Origin of the sequence: Chryseobacterium sp. BIGb0232 (assembly GCF_024810195.1) — a bacterium.
In the GTDB taxonomy this organism is placed as follows: domain Bacteria; phylum Bacteroidota; class Bacteroidia; order Flavobacteriales; family Weeksellaceae; genus Chryseobacterium; species Chryseobacterium pennae.
Genome location: NZ_JANUEH010000002.1, coordinates 341,562 through 357,902, shown reverse-complemented (window position 1 = coordinate 357,902; position 16,341 = coordinate 341,562). Strand labels below are relative to the sequence as shown.

Sequence of the window (16,341 nt, the reverse complement as noted above, 5' to 3'; positions counted from 1 at the left end):
AATTGTTTTAAATTTCTTAGTCTTAATTAAGATTACCAAGGTAATTCATCAGTGTATCTTTCTTCCTCTTCTATGTATTCATGATAATTATTATTAACAACATCATTGATCTTATTAATAACAACTGGGGGAAGGTCTAGCATTTCTAATGTTATTTCATCTTTAAATTTTATTTCCTTGGGATTAGCTGAAGAAGTTATAGCGGAAACCTCTGTAAATCCTCTTAATTCGAATCTTTTTATGACACTTGGATAGTTTTGAGAAAGTAAATTTTTTATATTATTTAATTTTTCCCATTCTTTAATATTAAATATTTCTTGTGATTCTTGCCATCCTGTCATTAATTTAAAGCGACCTGTTTCTATTATATAATGTAAAAGTAATACCTCCTCATTTTTTAGTTTATTATCTAAAACTAAATTAATTAATTTAATATATAAATTTTTAGTAGAGCTCCCATCATTCTTCTCTACTTGTTTTGTATTAGTTGTTATATTGTCTTCAACTAAAGAATTGCTTAGTATTATGCTTTCTGTATTAAAAAATGTTTGATTTTGAATAACCTTATCTTGTTTGAAATTTTTAATTTGTTCAAGAAATTTTTTAACATTTTGAGAAATGAGAATTGGGTTTTTTGTAATTTCAAATTTTGTAGACAAATGATGTATAAAAGCTAAAATTCTCTCTTCATCATTTATATAAAATCCAATTTCTCTAGGATCTAATGCTCCACCTTGGAATTCTTTACTTGATAAATCAAAATTAGGTGTGAAAATCGCAGCATGTTCATTTTCTATTATCCATGCAGCCCCCATTTCATTTAAACAAGCAACACTTCTATAGTATTCTTCAGAAAGTAGGTATATTACAAAGGGATTTTCTGTAATTTGTGATTTTAGCCATTTGAAAATGTTTTGGCCAATAGGAATTCCATATGCTGTATTACTAGTAAATGTAATTTCATTTTCTTTCACTCCTAAACTACGAAGTAATTCTACAAGAGAGTTACCAAAATTCTTGTCTTTTGAGGAGTGTGAAATAAATATTTTCATACTTAGTTATTAGTTTTGTTATTAGAAATGTGTTTTTTTGTACAAATAAATTAATTGTTATTTTTTTAACTTTTTATTCTCTTCTTTCAAAGTTTCAATTTGTTCTTCTAAAACCTTAATATAACTTTGTAAATTTTCTACGATAGAATCCGGAATACTATGGAAGTGGTTAAAGTAACTACCGGCATTATCATTGAAAGTAGTATTGTCATGGTTGTTATGAACGATTGCTGTTTTCCTTTCTTCTTTTATCTCTTCTACAGGAACATCAAGTGCTTTTGCAAGCTTTTCCCATTCATCATCATATATTCTTACTTCGTCATTCTCTTTTCGAGAGTAGTTTGAAACATCTGTCGAGATGACTTTAGACATATATTCCTGTGTGTAACCTCTTTGCTTTCTTAGACTTTTTAGCTTTTCCATAACGACCTTTTTATTTGTGTCTTTATACAAATATAAAAAAATGGAGTAGAACTTTAAAATCTATTTACTGAATGCACTTTGATATTTCTCCAACACATTCCATATTCCATAAAAAGCATCATTCCCTTTCTTATCCGAGAAATTGGTATTGAAGATCATAATTCTTCCCAGATTATTCTTAGGATCAAAAAATAGCATAGACATTACGCCCGGATCTCCACCCGTATGGCCAATATAGCCTGTATAGCCAAATCCCATAAATATTCCCACATTATAAGATTCACTGTAAGGATTTTGAGTATTTCTTTCTTTAAAATTAGTGGCAGAAAGTTGTGGCGTGAAGTATTCTTTATAGCTTTTCTGGTTCAAAATTGTTCCTTTTCCGTTATATCCTTTAATCAGTTCAGTTAAATATTTACTAAGGTCATTAATACTGGTAATAAATCCTCCATCAGGATAGGTTGCTGAAAGATAGTAGGGAAGTACCGTCTTAGGGCTTTCATAAAGTCTGGAGAATTTCGAAAACTGAATATCCTCAAACTTCCATCCTGAATCGTTCATCTGCAAAGGATTCAGAATGTATTCTTTTGTAAATGCACTGAACTCCTGCCCGGTTGCCTGTTCAATAATAAATGCAGCTAAAGCAGTTCCCACATTGGAATATTCATATATTGTTCCTGGCTTATGCAATGAAAAACTATTCTTATTCCACTTTCCGTTTTCTGCCAGAACATTTTTAAGGAATGCAGCCATGGTGATGATCGAATCAGAAGTATTAAATACCTGCTCGTCATCAAAGTTAAGCTTTGCACCACTCAGATTTTGATTCGGCTTTAGAAAATAACTTTTAGATAAATAAAATTCAGTATCCAGAATAGAAGAAGTATGAGTGGCTAGTTGACGTATAGTAATGGATGTTTCTGGAAATTTTGGATTGATGACTTTAAATGGTAAATATTTCTGTATTGGATCATCCAAATTCAATTTTCCCAGCTCCTGAGCTTTCAGAAGAGCAATTCCAACCAATGTTTTAGAAACAGAAGCAATATTTTGAATGGTATTGATGGTGTAGGGTTTCTTTTCTTTTATATCTGAAAAGCCAAATCCTTTCTGATAAAGTGTTGATTGGTCATTAACAATAGAAACGGAAAAACCGTTAAAATTCCCCTGTTGATATATTTTATTGATTTCCAGATCTAAAGAATCGTTTGTTTTATAGGAAACAGGATGTGAATTGGTTTTCATAGTCTGACATGAAATCAATGATAGAGAAGTCATAAATAAGATGAAATACTTTCTCATAAGCTTTTAATAATAAGACATTTGTGTAGAGTGTTTTGTTACATTATGATTAGAGAATCATATGAGAAGTTAAGAAAATTTTCCAATCTTACTTATTAGAACTATAAAACTCATGTGTCTTTTGTAGTTTCAAAAAATAGGTAATAAAAAAAGAGAAACATTCCAGTTTCTCTTTTTTTTTTCTCCAGTGAAGAAGTCTTTTTTTAATTGTATTTCTTCCGTTATTAGTTTTCCAATACCGGAATAATATGTCCCCAATTCAGCTGCTTTGCATAATCCAATGCCGTTTTTCCGGTTTTGGATTGAAGGCTTTTATCAGCGCCAGCTTCCAATGCAGCCTGTACTGTGGTTAAGTTTCCGGCAATGGTTTCCCGGTGAAGAAGAGTCTGGCCGTTTTCATCTACAAGTTTAATCTCATCAGGATATTCTTGCAAAAATTTCACAAAATCTTCTTTCATATTTCTGCTCATCGGATGCTCTACAAGATTTTCAGGCTCCTCATTCTGGTTGTTAACCAAAAGAATATCGTTGAAATCTCCGAAATCCAGCTGCCAGGCATTGTCATGATCATTTCTTTCCGGTGCTGACATGTCTGAACGCATTTTTTGAATCGTAAATCCACCGTAAGCTTTTGGAAGAGGGTCTGATGATGAAGAGAATAATTTCGAAATACCTTTAGGTTTCTTTACATGGGGAGTAATCGCAAAAAGCCAGTCACTGATTTCAGTAAGAGGAATGTCGATATAATCACCCACCTGAACATTGCCAAGGGTATTGGGTTCATTGATCAGGTATCCGGTTACACGGTCACCATCAAAATTAACATCATTGATCCACATATGTTCAACATTGTTTTCTCCTGTTTCTGTTTCTTCCGAAAACATTACTTTTACGCATGAGACATTAAGCCCGGGGATAATTCTTCTGTATTCCCAGGATTGTTCACGCCAGAAATATTTAAAAGTTTCCTGTGCTTTCTTATAGGCTTCGATCATTTGCGGATCATCTCCATCCGCCCAAAATATAGGATTGTCTTCCATAGAATAAATTGTGGTTTGTTTGATGTATTGTAAAAATATTTCTAATCCTGATAGGCTTCTTTCGGAAGTAATGCAGCTGTTTTATAATAGGAAATATCTGTGTGAAAATGATCCTGAAGCTCATGGAATGTTTCGTAGTCATAGTGAGCCCAGTTCTGTTCATTATCAGGATCTGAAGTTTTATCAATAGCGAGTTCCAGTTTTCCGTCTTCCTGATAGCTGCACTCTATAGCTGCATATTTTTCTCCATTTTCATCAGTTGTATACCAGCATTTTACAGTTCTTTCAAGCTGGGGTTCCTGCGTTTCATTGTCAATAACCTGAGAGCATATGAAATTTTCAGGATCATCAGCTTTGAAAACAGTTTTGGAAACCAGAGGCAGGTCGTCTACAGACAGTGAATAGAGTTTACTGGTGGAAATAATAAATCCGTCAGCAATTTCCTTTTTTTCGATGTCAAAGAAATCTGATTTTTCTTTTAGATATTCCAACGTTTTCTCTTCATTGTCGCCTTCATGTAAGAAATAATTAATATTGTATATACTGTCTTCGTTGATGAATTCAATCTCTTTCAGTATATCAGAATCACTTTCGTAATAATACAGGTGATATTCGTCAAGCTTCATAGCTTTACTTTTGGAGATAACTTCTCCAAAAATGTTTTTGTACACTTTTCTCATTTTTAATCATGTTTAGTTTCATTATTAGTTTAAGTGGTATAAAGCAAAGATAGTTTTCTTTTTTATCTTTACCTAAAGTGTAAAACGGTATTTATTTCGTAATTATTTTATATGTCCTTTATAAAATCCTCATACTCATAATAAAATCTTTCAAATCCATCCATTTTGTCCACGAAGAATTCAAAAATTTCCTGCCATGTATTTCTGTTGAAAATTGAAACACCATTTTTTTCCACCCAAATCCTGCTGATGACTTTCCCATTTTCCAAGGTGAAATATTCGTCTTTCTGAAAATCTCCGATAAAGTCTTTTAAAATATCTTCCAAAGACCATATTTTCTCATAATAAGCATTACGGAACACCTCGTCTTTCATTTCTATATCAAAAGAAACCTCTACTTTTTTGTTATCTGCAGAGAATTTAAATGCCATATCCTTTACCTTAGTGTCATAAAGGATCCATTTTCTTGGAAAGGATTTTCCAAAAGCTGTCCAAAATTCCTTTTTTATTTGTTGCGCTTCTTGTTTACTGAACATAGGGCAAACATAATGATTTAATAGGAAAAAGGCAAAACTGTAGAGCTGTAAAAAGGTGAAAATAAAAGTCGGTTATTAGTCTTTTTGCAATTTTGCCTTTTACCTTAAACATATTAAACAATTTTCTTATTTTTGCTGTGATGCTATCAAAAAAATCTCAATATGCGTTTAAGGCTCTTTCATATCTTGTAGAAAAAAGAAATGAAGGCCCAATTCTTATTTCCGAAATTGCGGAACACAAAAAGATACCTTTAAAGTTTTTAGAAAATATTCTGCTTGAACTGAAAAAAGCGGAGATCCTTGACAGTAAAAAAGGAAAAGGGGGTGGATATTTCCTTAAAGAAAACCCTGAGAATGTGAAACTGGCTAAAATTATCCGTCTTGTGAATGGGCCCATTGCCATGCTTCCATGTGTAAGTCTGAACTTTTATGAAAAATGTGAAGACTGCAACGAAGATCACTGTGGCTTGCATGATGTACTGATTGAAGTTCGGGACGCTTCACTGAATATCCTGGAGAGTAAAACTTTAATGGATCTGGTCGATTGACCTGGTCCTTTTTTTTGAATAATTAGTCTACTTGTTTTGTAGGATAATATTTTTATTGGATATTTGCATCACTTCAAAAGAATAAACTATGATTCCAAAAGAAGATGCCGATAATATGGAGCCATTGATGGCAGGAGGGATGCTGAGTAATACAATTATTCTGATCACCGATATAGGAAGTATTAAAGAATATAAATTTAAAATTCCGGAACTATGGTGATTTCAAGAAAGATTCAGATAAGGCTCAATGTATTGTTTGTTACACTTGCTATTGTATCGGTTGCTGTTTTTTCCCTGTATGAATTGGGCTACTTTGATGAGCTGCAACAGATTCTGGCGAAAGATCATTATATTTTTTACTGGATGCTTCTTGTAGGTGTTTTTGCAGAAATTGTAGCTGGGTCAATGGGAATGGGATATGGAGTGATCTGTACAACCACACTGCTGCTCCTGAATATTCCGCCTCATATTGTAAGTGCAAGTATTCACTCCGCAGAAAGCTTTACTACAGCTGCGGGAAGCGTAAGTCATATTAAACTTAAGAATGTAAGCAAAAGCCTGGTCAAGAAATTGGCTGTTCCTGCGGTTATTGGAGCTGTTATCGGAGCGGTGAGTCTTACTTATCTCGGAGAATACTATGCAAAAATCACCAAAACAGGTATTGCTTTCTATACTCTATATCTTGGATTTCAAATCCTTTCCAATGCTTTTAAAGAAAAACAGAGTAAAGCCCTTAAAAGAAAGACCAACCTGACAAGGCTGGGAGTGATCGGAGGATTTATAGACTCTTTTGCAGGTGGAGGATGGGGACCTTTAGTGACCGGAACCCTTATTAAAAATGCCTTTACCCCAAGATTTGCAGTAGGAAGTTCAACTGTTGCGAAGTTTATTCTGACCGTTACAGCTGCTGTTACCTTTTTCCTAACCCTTGGAATCCAGCACTGGAATATTATTCTCGGGCTTCTGATTGGAGGAATTATAACAGCTCCTTTCTCAGCCATGCTTACCGCAAAGCTTCCGGTGAAGAAAATGTTTCTTGTAATTGGAGTATTGGTAATCGTGATGAGCTCTATAACTATTTATAAATCAGTGTTCAGCTAAAAATATGCTTTAATAGGTGAAAATAAAAGGGCCAAAAATAAATTTGATTTTGAAAATATTTTACTTTTACATCAATAAATATTAGAATATGAACTTACATATCATTGCACTTTTTAAGTTTAATGAAAATTATCTGATGGAAGCGGTGGAGCTTTTTCAAAACCTGGTAAAGGAAACGAGAAAAGAAGAAGGCTGCCTGCAGTACGACCTTGTTGAAGATAAAGATAACAAAGGAACATTCTTCCTGATCGAACTTTGGGAAAGTGTAGAACACCACAACAGACACAACGGGCAGGATCACCTGCTGGATTTCCGTAAGGATGCTTCCAGAATTATGGAAAGTGGAGTAGAGGTTTACAAAGGCTTTAAAATATATTAAATAATATGAATTTGTTTAGTTTAAAGTTGTAAGCCGGAAGAAAGAGGCTGGAAGTTACTTTTAGTCATATAACTACCGATTGTCATTAAGACTTCTTAAAAAGAGGAAAATCAAAAGGCAGTTCTTTGTTTAAAGCCTTAGATTTCTTTAGTTTAGCTTTATACTTGGCAAAATCAGGAATTTTTACCTGATCTCAGATAGAATAATACAATAAAAGGCGGCTTCAGTATTCTGAAACCGCCTTTTTATTAGAAAAAATAGAAAGTATTTGAGTAAAATATTATTTCACAATAAGTTTTTTCGTTTCCGAAGTTCCTCCGTAGGTAATTTTTACCATATAATTTCCTGAAGGAAGGTGAGACAGATTCAGGTCTTTTCTGTAAAATCCGGTTTGATTGCTTAATTCAGCAGAATGCACCTTTTTTCCGGTAAGGTCATATACTTCTACACTCCCTTTATTGTTTGCCTTTTCTTTTACATCAAACAGAACGGTTACTCTTTTATCTGCCGTTGTCGGGTTAGGATAAATCCCAAAAGATGCTTTTTTGCTTACTTCAGTAATCCCTAACGTTCCTGTGATTTTTTTGTATTTGAAATACATGTTTCCAGTGCTGGAACCATCACTTTGAGTAAAGTACATTCTGTAGTAATCATCTCCTTTTTTCACATAATAAACAACATTATTCTTTAAAGTTGTAATTACCTTCCATGAGTGGCCGATAGAAGTGATATTAGATGAAAAGCTATTAGCAGCAGGAATATTTCCATTAGCAACTTCCTGAGTTTCCGGGTCTACCTTGGCAACTTTAAGGCCTGGGCTTTGGATTGCTCCTGCCACAGGATACATCTGAAGACCGTTATAGAATGTAAAATATTTTGTAAATACTAAGTCCCATGCAGTTTTTGAAGGCTCCATATTAGGAACTTTAGCTCCGGTATCAAATGAAAAATAATTGAAATAAGAATCATCATTTCCATTAGCTAATGTTCTTGTTTCTGTTGGACTCCATGTTGTACCATCCCACTTAGAGTATTTGAATGTATATCCAGCAAATGCATCTTCGATAGCAAACTTAATATAAGTTCCTGAAGCATACTTTAGGACAAAAATGGCTTTTCCTTGAACATGATGGGTCACTGAATTATAAACTCCCCAACCTGTAGCAGGAACATTAGGAGTAGGCCCTGTAATAGGTCCTTGTTCAAAAGCTCCCTGGCTCCAGTCCGTAATTTGGTCCGGGTTATAAAGAGGAGCTCCCCAAGAAGCTTCATTATTAATATTGATGTTATCCCATTCAGTTAAGCTGGTAGCAGCAGTATATACTTCAATATTTTTAGCATCATTAATTCTTGTTCCTGTCGAATAAGGAGACGTTCTATAAAATGCTACATCCCATATATTGGCAGGCTGAGAAACAATATTCCCATCTGTGAAATTAAAGAATGAACGATTTTGATACCCATTTCCCAACGTCATATTTGCCTGTGTGTATCCTAATGCATCGGTCTGCGCTAACACTGTCTGTTGAACAGTAAGAGCAAGCAACGATGCCAATAATAGTTTTGTTCTCATAATTTATTTTTAAAATTCTTATTTAGAATGATTCAACAAAAGTATGTATTTATTTTTAATCATTCTAAATAAAAACATGATTTTTATCGTGTTTTATAGAATGATCTTAGAAATCGGGGTATAAAAAAACCGAAAGGAATGGTCCCTCCGGCTTTATTAAAGGCAAATAATAGTCTAATAAACCTTATTTTTTGATGAACTTTGATTGAATGGTTTTCCCTTCAACCGTTTCAATGGCTATGAAGTAAACTCCTGTCTGAAGTCCATTGATATTAAATTTTTGTCCGTTTAGTTTTCCCTCTGCCACTTTCTGACCTGCAGATGAGTAGATTTGGATGTTTTTAGGATCTTTCTTCGCTACAAAGTTAAGGGACGTATTGTCTGCATTAACAAAGAATTTCACTTCATTTTGTGCAAATACTTTGTCACTAACCCCCAATGAACCTGTTGTATCATAGACAACATCATCAATTTGTACAGCTACGTGCATAGCTGAAGGCGTAAATTTAAATACGATATACGAAGATGTAGACGCTGGTATAGGTATATTTATATTCAGATTCGTTCCAATTACAGATACTGTAATTGGATTTCCAACAGGAACAAAGGTTGACATATCCGTAGGGTTAGATGCTAATCCTATCTGAATAGTTCCAGGGCCAGGAGATGGAGATATTAAAGTTGTTGTAAACTTCAGTGTTTTGTCTCCTGCAGGAGCCTGAATCTGTGGAGAAATTAAATAAGATGGATTTGTAGGATTCGTCCCTGAATATGACTGAACAGCTCTATTAGCATTAGTGTTCGTTACGATCATTCTTGGCGGAACAGGGAAAGGGGCTTCATTCATAACCAAAGGAGCTACCACTGTAGACCAGCCAAACTGAGGAAAAGTGGTATTTCCTGCAGTGAAATTATTGAAGTTTTCGTTGATAGTTGGTACTTGTGCCTTAGCTGTAAAGGCTGTAAGCATCAATGCTCCTAAAAGTAATTTTAGTTTCATGCTATTATATTTATTTAGAATTATTACACAAAAGTATATATTTATTTTTAATCATTCTAAATAAAGTTTTATATTTGTCGAAATTTTTACCCTTATGAAGAAGAAGGTGCTTTCCATTCTATCATTATCCATTGCTTTTTGGATGAATGCACAAGAAAAGGATTCTCTTAATCAAAAGAAAATAGAAGAAGTTGTCATCACAGGGCAATTTACACAACGATCCATTAACAAATCTATATATAAGGTTGAAGTAATAGATGCTGAACAGATCAAAAACATGGCGGCAACCAATGTAGCTGATGTTTTAAATCAAAGTCTTAACATTCAAATCACTCCGGATACCCGTTCAGGAAATTCTACAGCTAATATGATGGGATTAGATGGAAGTTATGTTAAAGTTCTTATTGATAATATTCCGGTAGTAGGAGATACAGGTTTAGGAAGTAATATAGACCTTACCAAACTATCATTGAATAACATCGAAAGAATTGAGATTGTTAAGGGAAGTATGGGTGTAGAATACGGAAATGGAGCACTTGCTGGGGTTATCAATATTATTACTAAGAAAGGTAGTTCAAAAAAGATCAGCGTAAGAGCTTCTGCTCAGGAAGAGACTGTAAGAAACAATTATGATCTCAAGAAAAAAGGAAATGGAAGACACATCCAGAATGTAAATATTGATTATAATATTGATAATAATTGGTTTGCGAATATCAACTTTAACCATAATCAGTTTATGGGCTATGAAGGGAATAAAATGGGCTATAAATATTTAGAAACTGATCTTAAAAGAGGCTATGAATGGAATCCTAAAGACCAGTATGATGCATCTGCTTTGATCCGATATTCAAAAAATAAAACTTCCTTTTATTATAAACTTTCATATTTGAATGAAAAATTCAATTTCTATAATCCTGAAGTGAACGTAGAGTCACTTAATGACGGAAATGGAGGTGCTTTGTATCGAAGTATGGATAGAAAATATAATACAAATCGATGGATTCACCAGTTTAATATTCAGACAAATCTGGGGCATATTCAGTATATGGGAGATTTTTCTTACCAAAATCAGAATAGAAAGTTTCAGGATTATAATTATGATATCCCAAACAGATCTATTCTCAATAAAGAAGAAGAACTGTCTTACTACAAAACGAATGTAATCTATTCAAGAGGAATGTTCAGTAATTTCCTAGATAATAAAACGTTCGATTTTCAGTTGGGGTATGAATTAGATTATACAGATGGTTATGCATCATTAATTGCCGGTAAATTTTTTACAAAAGCGATCAACAGAACTCTTTTTACCTACTCAAACTTTATTTCTGCAGAATGGAATATTTCTGATAAATTCTCTGTAAGACCGGGTGCAAGGCTTTCAGTAAGTGAAAAATTCAATAATCAGTTTAATTACTCTCTTTCTGCAAGATATAAAACTTCTGAGAATTCAAACTTGAGATTGGTGGCTGGTACAGCAAACCGTTTTCCTACTTATGAAGAGCTTTATACATATTTCGTAAATCTGAATCATAACATTCAAGGAAATCCTGATCTGAATCCGGAAAAAGGTTTCTCTACAGGAGCATTTTGGGATCAGAACTTTACAACAGGAAACGATTGGAAGATTGCCTATAGTATCAGTGGTTTATATCTTGATGTAAGGGACAAGATAGAAATGCTTCTAATAAAAGATCCTTCTACTTACCAGTTTAGAAATATGGATAAATATAGAAATATGTTATTCTCAGCAAATGTTGATTTCAGAAAAGACCAGTTGGCACTTTCCTTAAGAAGTGCTTTAGGGGGAACTTCAGTATCCATGAACTCAATGTATCATACTTCACCTACAGACTATCAGTATCAGGTACAGGCAGGAGCTACAGTCAATTATAAACTGAAGAATCCGGGAACTTCATTTGCTCTTTATTATAAATATACAGGTCCTGGAAGACTTTATGTGTTTGAAAATGAAACGAGTGGGTTTAAGCTTGGAAGGACAGATGGTTTTCATATGATGGATTTTATTGTAAGTCAGCCGTTCTGGAAAGATCATCTGGAACTTTCAGCGGGAGTGAAAAATATCTTTGATGTTACCAGCATTAATTCTACAGCGATGAAGGCTGAGGCTCATGCTACAACAGCTCCTACAGGTATTGTGAATTTATATTATGGCAGAAGCTATTTTGCCAGATTAACATTTCAATTTTAAATAAAAGTTACTATGAAGTATTTAAAAATATTTTCGATTCTTTCTGTAATGCTAGCGGCACAGTCTTGTATTTCTGCTGATGAGGACAAAGTTCCTGCGCCACCTATTACTGGATCTTCGGTGAATGTACCTGTGGGTGGAGCTACTGAACCTAATCAGGTATGGATTGACCTGAGTGATATGGTTAAAGAAGAAAAAGAGCCTAGAAAAACAATTAATAAACGAACTGATTGGGACCTAGGGTTTTATACAGGAGATGATTTTAGGGTAATTATCAATGGGTCTCTTGCCATGACGGTGATTAAAATACCTAATGCTAAAGATATCGGTAAGGTAAAAGAGTCAGATGTAACAAACTTAAAAGATATTGTGCAGGTTGGAACATTTGATGCTGAAAATATGAAGTATGTAGATAATCCAAATGGTCAATTCCTAACTCAAACTTCAGGTATTGATCCTGTCAAAGAAAATGATGGTGATAACCCTATTTATTTAATCAATTTAGGAAGAGAAATTCCTCCTGATACGAATATTGGAGCAGGTTCTGTAGCTTTATCCGGAGATTCTAGAGGATGGAAAAAAGTTCAGATTCTAAGAGCGACCAATGGGTATAAAATTCGTTATGCAGATCTTAATGCCGGAAGCCAAGAGATTAAAGAATATATAATAACGAAAGATCCGGAGTATAATTTTGCTTTTTTCAATCTTAAAACAGGAAGTCCTGCAAAGATTCAACCTAAGAAAAAAAACTGGGATATAGCTTTTACGACATTTACCAATGAAGTATTTATGAGCCCGGGGAACAGTGCTGGTAGTTATTTTTATGCAGACTTCGCAACGATTAACACCCTAGATGGAGTGAAAGCGTATCAGGTAAATGTTAAAGGAAATCTTGAACAAGCCTATGCTGCATTTAAATTAAAGGATGTGGATGCTGATAAGTTTATTTCCAACGATCATAGAGCTATTGGAGATAAATGGAGAACTACTACTGGGACAGCAGATAATCCTGTTCCGTTTGTATATTCAGATCGTTTCTTTATTCTGAAAGATCCAAACGGCTTTTATTTTAAGCTGAAATTCACATCTATGAAGAATTTAAAAGGAGAGCGTGGCTTTACATCCTTCGCATTCGATCCATTATAATAAATCAAATAATAGTATATCATGAAGAAATTTATCCTTGCAGCTTCTGTTCTTGTCGCAGTGTACTCTTGCAAAAAAGAAGAAGGTGCAAAAAAAGAAAATACAACAGAAGCTTCTTCTGAAGCTCCAAAAAGCAATAATAAAATTGTAACACTAAACGGTGGAATTACAGAAATCGTAAGTGCTTTAGGTCACGAAAAAGAAATTGTAGGAACAGATGTTACCAGTACTTATCCTGCAAGCTTAAAAACGACAGCTGAAAACCTTGGACATGTAAGATCTATAACGATTGAGCCGATTATGGCAGTAAATCCTACTTTAATTCTGGCTTCAGATAAGGATATCAATCCAGAACTAATGGGGAAAATCAAATCATCCGGGATCAAAGTAGATATCTTTAAGCAGGAATATACTGCCGATGGTACTAAAAAACTGATTGAAGAGGTAGCAAAAGCAATTGGAAATACAGATTATAAGAAATTAACTGATAAAATAGATGAAGACCTGAAGCAGGTTCAGCCACTGGCTAAAAAACCTAAAGTATTATTCATCTATGCAAGAGGAAATATGCTGATGGTAGCAGGTAAAAATACCCCAATGGCATCATTGATTAATCTGGCAGGTGGAGAAAATGCAGTGAATGAATTTGAAGATTTCAAACCGTTGACGCCGGAAGCCGTGGTAAAAGCTAATCCTGATGTACTGTTCTTCTTTGAAACAGGATTACAGGGAGCAGGAGGAAACGAAGGTGCTCTTAAGATGCCAGGAGTTTCCCAGACAAACGCCGGAAAAAATAAGAAGATCATCGCAATGGATGGAGGATTAGTTTCAGGTTTTGGACCGAGACTAGGAGAAGCAGTAGTTGGATTAAATAAACTTTTGATTGAGAACACAAAGTAAATTATACTTTTACATGACAATAAGTACCATATTGCTTGCTATCATAGCAGTATGGTCTATTAATACAGGGGTTTACGATTTTGGTGGTAAATCTGCATTTAATGTTTTAGGAAAAGTAATACAGGGAGATTCTGATTTATCATTGAGTGATAAATATGTAGTTTTGGATGTAAGAGCAGCCAGAATTGTTATGGCTATTTTAATTGGAGGAATGCTTTCAGTTTCTGGAACAAGCTTGCAGGGGCTTTTCAAAAATCCTCTGGCAACAGGAGATTTAATAGGTCTTACATCGGGAGCTACGCTATTAGCTGCTATTGCTATTGTTTTAGGTGGACATTTTAAAGAGTACCTTCCTGAAGCCGTACAGTTTTCGCTGGTAGGAATAGCCGCTTTCATAGGATCTTTTTTATCCATGATGCTGGTATACAGGATTTCAACAAGCGGAGGAAAGACCAATGTAGTTATGATGTTGTTGACAGGTGTTGCCATTACAGCAATAGGTTTTTCAATTACAGGTTTTTTAATATACATTTCAAAAGATGAACAGCTTAGAGACCTTACATTCTGGAATTTGGGAAGTTTAGCTGCAGCAACATGGACGAAGAATATTATTCTTGGGATTGTTATGATTGGAGCGTATATTATTTTACTGCCTAAAGGAAAAGCTTTGAATGCAATGATGTTAGGAGAGAAAGATGCTCAGCATTTAGGAATCAATGTAGAAAGGCTGAAGAAGCAGATTATTATCATTGTAGCATTAATGGTAGGAAGCTGCGTTGCATTTTCAGGAACAATAGGCTTTGTAGGACTTATCGTCCCTTATATTTTAAGATTGTTGTTCAAGTCCAATTATACATTCATCCTGCCTTTGTCTGCAGTATGTGGAAGTATATTACTTCTGACGGCAGATACATTCAGCAGAAGTATTGTAGAGCCCTCAGAATTACCAATAGGGATCTTGACGGCTTTAATGGGTGGACCTATTTTTATCGCTATTTTGGTTAAATTTAAAAAGGCACTGTAATGATTAAGGCACATCAGATTAATTATAAGCATAAAGAATTCCGTATTCTGGATGGGGTAGATGTCTCATTGGAATATGGCGAGTTTTTAGCAATTGTAGGGCCCAACGGAGCAGGAAAATCAAGTCTTCTAAGTGTTTTGGCTCATGAAGTGAAAACTGAAAAGCAAAAAGTCTTATTTAAAGATAAACCCATTGAAGACTGGAATGTAAAAGAACTTTCTATGCATAAAGCAAAATTTTCACAGCATAACAGTAACGATATTCCTCTTGAGGTAAAAGATGTAGTGATGATGGGAAGGTATCCTTATTTTGATGCACAACCCGGAAAAGAAGACCTTGAAGCGATGAATAATAAGATGTATGAAACAGATATTTTTCATCTAAAAGAAAGAGAATATAACTCTCTTTCAGGAGGAGAAAAACAGCGTGTACACCTTTCACGGGTAATGGGACAACTGGAAAATGATATTGCTCACAAACTGGTTTTTCTGGATGAACCTTTGAATAATCTGGATATAAAACATCAATATAAAGCACTGGAAATTATTAAAAATTTTACAAAGAAAGCAAACAGTGCGATTGTTGTTCTCCATGATCTGAATCTCGCTGCTCAGTTTGCAGATAAAATTTTATTAATGAAATCAGGGCAGGTTTCCGCTTATGGAACTCCACAGGAAGTTTTTACAGCAGAAAATATCAGCAATGCTTATAACTTTCCATGTACCATTTGTGACCACCCTATTACGAATAACCCAATGATCATTTTTGGATAACCATGGAAAAAGAAGAACTAAAAATCCTCGCACAGCATCTTGCCAATCCTCAGGGAGAAAAAGGCATAGAAGTCGGTGAAATGATGAATGCAACTAACATCAGTATGACATTAGAAAGTATCAGAACTCTTTTGATAGAAGATGATGAAAGTATCCTTGAAATAGGACACGGAAATGCTGATCATGTGAAGAGTATTTTAAACCTGGCTAAAGGATTGAAGTACACGGGGATTGATATTTCTGAAACCATGCATCTGGAAGCCAAAAGACTGAATCAGGGATTTGAAAAACAGGCTGATTTTGTTTTATATGAAGGATCAGAACTTCCTTTTGAGGACCAGACCTTTGATAAAATATTTACAGTTAATACCGTTTATTTCTGGGAAAAGCCGGTTGATTTTTTAAATGAAATCTTCAGAGTTTTAAAGGATAACGGAACGCTTGTTTTAACGTTCGTACAAAGACAGTCCATGGAAAAACTACCATTTACAGCCTATAATTTCACTCTTTACAGCAATGATGAAATGGAAGAATTGATTTCCAAAAGCTATTTCAAAAGAATGAGGACTTCTGAAAAAGAAGAAGAAACAAAAAGCAAAACAGAAAACGAAACAATAAAAAGAATCTATACAATTTTAACTATAAAAAAATAAAA

General features: G+C 34.3%; 18 protein-coding genes. 10 read left to right on the top strand and 8 right to left on the bottom strand.

The window, feature by feature from the left end:
• Positions 1-32: 32 nt before the first annotated feature.
• The 6 genes from M2372_RS07780 to M2372_RS07755 all read right to left on the bottom strand — a co-directional run bounded on the left by M2372_RS07780 (position 33) and on the right by M2372_RS07755 (position 5,033).
• Positions 33-1,052: a toll/interleukin-1 receptor domain-containing protein gene (locus M2372_RS07780; RefSeq protein WP_123319796.1), complete on the bottom strand. Its 1,020-nt coding sequence runs from the start codon at positions 1,050-1,052 to the stop codon at positions 33-35.
• 57 nt (positions 1,053-1,109) lie between these two features.
• On the bottom strand, positions 1,110-1,475 hold the full coding sequence (locus tag M2372_RS07775; RefSeq protein WP_123319795.1) for a helix-turn-helix transcriptional regulator: 366 nt from the start codon (positions 1,473-1,475) through the stop codon (positions 1,110-1,112).
• A gap of 60 nt (positions 1,476-1,535) precedes the next feature.
• Complete coding sequence (locus M2372_RS07770) at positions 1,536-2,777, bottom strand: serine hydrolase (RefSeq protein ID WP_123319794.1); 1,242 nt, start codon at positions 2,775-2,777, stop codon at positions 1,536-1,538.
• Positions 2,778-3,001: 224 nt separating this feature from the next.
• The gene (locus M2372_RS07765) at positions 3,002-3,817 is read right to left on the bottom strand and encodes a DUF2314 domain-containing protein (protein ID WP_123319793.1); all 816 of its coding nucleotides are present in this window, start codon (positions 3,815-3,817) and stop codon (positions 3,002-3,004) included.
• Between the two features lie 41 nt (positions 3,818-3,858).
• A complete protein-coding gene (locus tag M2372_RS07760; RefSeq protein WP_123319792.1) occupies positions 3,859-4,497 on the bottom strand; it encodes a hypothetical protein in 639 nt (212 codons plus the stop codon).
• Positions 4,498-4,604: 107 nt separating this feature from the next.
• The gene (locus M2372_RS07755; RefSeq protein WP_123319791.1) at positions 4,605-5,033 is read right to left on the bottom strand and encodes a DUF4268 domain-containing protein; all 429 of its coding nucleotides are present in this window, start codon (positions 5,031-5,033) and stop codon (positions 4,605-4,607) included.
• A 140-nt stretch (positions 5,034-5,173) separates the two neighbouring features.
• Here M2372_RS07755 and M2372_RS07750 point away from each other — a divergent pair, with 140 nt between their 5' ends.
• The 4 genes from M2372_RS07750 (at position 5,174) to M2372_RS07735 (ending at position 7,061) form a co-directional block, all read left to right on the top strand.
• Entirely contained in the window at positions 5,174-5,581 is a 408-nt protein-coding gene (locus M2372_RS07750; RefSeq protein WP_114820611.1) for an Rrf2 family transcriptional regulator, read from the top strand.
• Between the two features lie 88 nt (positions 5,582-5,669).
• Positions 5,670-5,801 carry a hypothetical protein gene (locus M2372_RS07745; protein WP_259080688.1) on the top strand — a complete coding sequence of 44 codons (132 nt, stop codon included), beginning with the start codon at positions 5,670-5,672 and terminating at the stop codon, positions 5,799-5,801.
• Positions 5,795-6,682: a sulfite exporter TauE/SafE family protein gene (locus M2372_RS07740; RefSeq protein WP_123319790.1), complete on the top strand. Its 888-nt coding sequence runs from the start codon at positions 5,795-5,797 to the stop codon at positions 6,680-6,682. Before M2372_RS07745 ends, M2372_RS07740 begins: the two co-directional genes overlap by 7 nt.
• A gap of 88 nt (positions 6,683-6,770) precedes the next feature.
• A complete protein-coding gene (locus tag M2372_RS07735) occupies positions 6,771-7,061 on the top strand; it encodes a putative quinol monooxygenase (RefSeq protein WP_115971017.1) in 291 nt (96 codons plus the stop codon).
• Positions 7,062-7,341: 280 nt separating this feature from the next.
• Here the strand turns inward: M2372_RS07735 and M2372_RS07730 are convergent, their stop codons facing one another.
• The gene (locus tag M2372_RS07730) at positions 7,342-8,634 is read right to left on the bottom strand and encodes a T9SS type A sorting domain-containing protein (RefSeq protein ID WP_123319789.1); all 1,293 of its coding nucleotides are present in this window, start codon (positions 8,632-8,634) and stop codon (positions 7,342-7,344) included.
• A gap of 184 nt (positions 8,635-8,818) precedes the next feature.
• A complete protein-coding gene (locus tag M2372_RS07725) occupies positions 8,819-9,634 on the bottom strand; it encodes a T9SS type A sorting domain-containing protein (protein WP_123319788.1) in 816 nt (271 codons plus the stop codon).
• A gap of 94 nt (positions 9,635-9,728) precedes the next feature.
• On the opposite strand from M2372_RS07725, the gene M2372_RS07720 reads away from it, so the two are divergent.
• From M2372_RS07720 to M2372_RS07695, 6 genes are read left to right on the top strand one after another with little or no spacing between them, the layout of a single operon-like run.
• Positions 9,729-11,843, top strand: a complete 2,115-nt coding sequence (locus M2372_RS07720) for a TonB-dependent siderophore receptor (RefSeq protein ID WP_123319787.1) — start codon at positions 9,729-9,731, stop codon at positions 11,841-11,843.
• Between the two features lie 12 nt (positions 11,844-11,855).
• A complete protein-coding gene (locus M2372_RS07715) occupies positions 11,856-12,989 on the top strand; it encodes an HmuY family protein (RefSeq protein WP_123319786.1) in 1,134 nt (377 codons plus the stop codon).
• A gap of 21 nt (positions 12,990-13,010) precedes the next feature.
• Positions 13,011-13,889, top strand: coding sequence for a hemin ABC transporter substrate-binding protein (locus tag M2372_RS07710; RefSeq protein ID WP_123319785.1), 879 nt, complete (start codon positions 13,011-13,013; stop codon positions 13,887-13,889).
• The gene (locus tag M2372_RS07705) at positions 13,873-14,913 is read left to right on the top strand and encodes an iron ABC transporter permease (protein WP_123319784.1); all 1,041 of its coding nucleotides are present in this window, start codon (positions 13,873-13,875) and stop codon (positions 14,911-14,913) included. Before M2372_RS07710 ends, M2372_RS07705 begins: the two co-directional genes overlap by 17 nt.
• A complete protein-coding gene (locus tag M2372_RS07700; protein WP_115971023.1) occupies positions 14,913-15,686 on the top strand; it encodes a heme ABC transporter ATP-binding protein in 774 nt (257 codons plus the stop codon). The genes M2372_RS07705 and M2372_RS07700 overlap by 1 nt, the downstream gene beginning before the upstream one ends.
• Positions 15,687-15,688: 2 nt before the next feature.
• The gene (locus M2372_RS07695) at positions 15,689-16,339 is read left to right on the top strand and encodes a class I SAM-dependent methyltransferase (RefSeq protein WP_123319783.1); all 651 of its coding nucleotides are present in this window, start codon (positions 15,689-15,691) and stop codon (positions 16,337-16,339) included.
• Positions 16,340-16,341: the final 2 nt, after the last annotated feature.